Below are 1,722 nucleotides of genomic sequence, written 5' to 3' on the forward strand. Positions count from 1 at the left end.
TACGCGATCGGCAGCGCGCGCGGGCGGGCGGAACTGGCGATCGACGTGCCGGCCGCAGCCGCCGCGCGCGCCGCCGAACTCGAAGCGGCCGGCAACACGGTGTCGTGGCTGATGCGGCTCGACGCGCCGCAGGCGGCGCTCGCGCTGATCGGCTTCGGCGACACGGTGAAGCCCGGCGCGCGCGATGCGATCGCGCGGCTTCAGGCGCTCGGCATCCGCACGGTGCTGGTGACGGGCGACAACCGCGGCAGCGCGGCGGCCGTCGCGCGCGCGCTCGGCATCGATGAAGTGCACAGCCAGGTGCTGCCCGACGACAAGGCGCGCGTGATCGGCGAACTGAAGGCGGCCACGCCGGGCGGCGTGGTGGCGATGGTGGGCGACGGCATCAACGACGCGCCGGCGCTGGCCGCCGCCGACATCGGCATCGCGATGGCCACCGGCACCGACGTGGCGATGAACACGGCCGGCATCACGCTGATGCGCGGCGATCCGGCGCTGGTGGCGGCCGCGATCGACATCTCGCGCCGCACCTATCGCAAGATCCGCCAGAACCTGTTCTGGGCGTTCGTCTACAACCTGGTGGGGGTGCCGCTCGCGGCGGCCGGGCTGCTGAACCCGATGATCGCGGGCGCGGCGATGGCGTTCTCGAGCGTGAGCGTGGTCACGAACGCGCTGTTGTTGAAGATGTGGAAGGGCGAAACACGCTGAAGCCGGCGTGCCATGACGCAAAAAGCTCGCGAACCGTCAGACGGTTCGCGAGCTTTTTGGTTTTCGGCGCTTCGATTCGTGCACGAATCGAAACGGAATGCGGCGGGAAATCAGCGGCGCAGCAGGCCGAAACGCGAGATCTGCGACTTGCGCTGACGCTCGGCTTCCGCGTGGCGGGCGGCGTACGAATAGTCGCGGTCGAGCGGCAGATGCGGCGAAACGAACAGATCGTCGATCTTTTGAAGCAGGGCGAAGATGAGGGTCATGTGCGGCTCCCGGCTGGGCAGTAGTGATCAGGGTTTTCCCTAGACATGAATATTAAGGGTTTTCCCTAGATCAATCTAGTGCGCCGCAGCATTCTGTGCGGTAAACGCGACGCGACATGCCGACGCACAGGATGCCGCCCCGAATAAAAAAGCCGGCGCGTCGCAAGACGGCCGGCTCGATCGTTGCGGGGTCGAAGCCCGTTACGGCTAGCGCGTGCGGCGTTCGCGGCGCGCCGGTTGCGGGCGCGGGGCCACGGCGCTGCGATTGGTCAGGCGCTGCACCTGCACGCCGAGCTCGTCGGCGCGTTGCTGCATCGCGGCAAGATTGGCCGCCTGCGTTTCCTGCGACGACGTCAGGCGATCGACGCGGCGTTGCAGTTCGTCGGCATCGCGGTGCGCGCTCGACAGCGCCGTCGTCTGCAGGCCCAGCGCGACGATCGCGATCAGCACCACCGCCGCGAGCGCGAGCAGCAGGCGGTTCACGCGGCGCATCTCGCGGTCGGCCGCGCGGCGCAGGTCGACGGTTTCGAGTTGCAGCGCGCGCAGGCGCTCGGACAGCGGACGCAGTTGCGCGTCGAGATCGACGGCGGCAGCCCCGGCCTCGGCCGGCGCGGAAACGGGAACAGGCGTGGGCGCGGCAGCGTCCGCAACGGGAATCGGATTCGGGCGGACAGCCGGTGCCGGCTTGCGAGCCGCTTCGTCGACGGCGGGCGCGGGCGCCGCGTTCGTCACGTCCACCGCCGCTGGC

At 69.6% G+C, this 1,722-nt stretch carries 2 protein-coding genes and 1 pseudogene; 1 reads left to right on the plus strand and 2 read right to left on the minus strand.

The genetic code is table 11. The features are described 5' to 3' along the window. A partial coding sequence (locus G3N92_RS33595) for an HAD-IC family P-type ATPase (protein ID WP_206131804.1) occupies positions 1 to 708 on the plus strand: 708 nt, incomplete at its 5' end. Between the two features lie 110 nt (positions 709 to 818). Here G3N92_RS33595 and G3N92_RS33600 read toward each other — a convergent pair. Beyond that, positions 819 to 974 (minus strand): hypothetical protein, encoded by a 156-nt coding sequence (locus G3N92_RS33600; RefSeq protein ID WP_206131805.1) that lies wholly within the window; start codon positions 972 to 974, stop codon positions 819 to 821. Positions 975 to 1,181: 207 nt separating this feature from the next. Next, positions 1,182 to 1,722, minus strand: a pseudogene (locus tag G3N92_RS33605) (hypothetical protein); the annotation flags it as partial.

It is taken from the genome of Burkholderia sp. Ac-20379, from assembly GCF_017104645.1.
Lineage (GTDB): Bacteria > Pseudomonadota > Gammaproteobacteria > Burkholderiales > Burkholderiaceae > Burkholderia.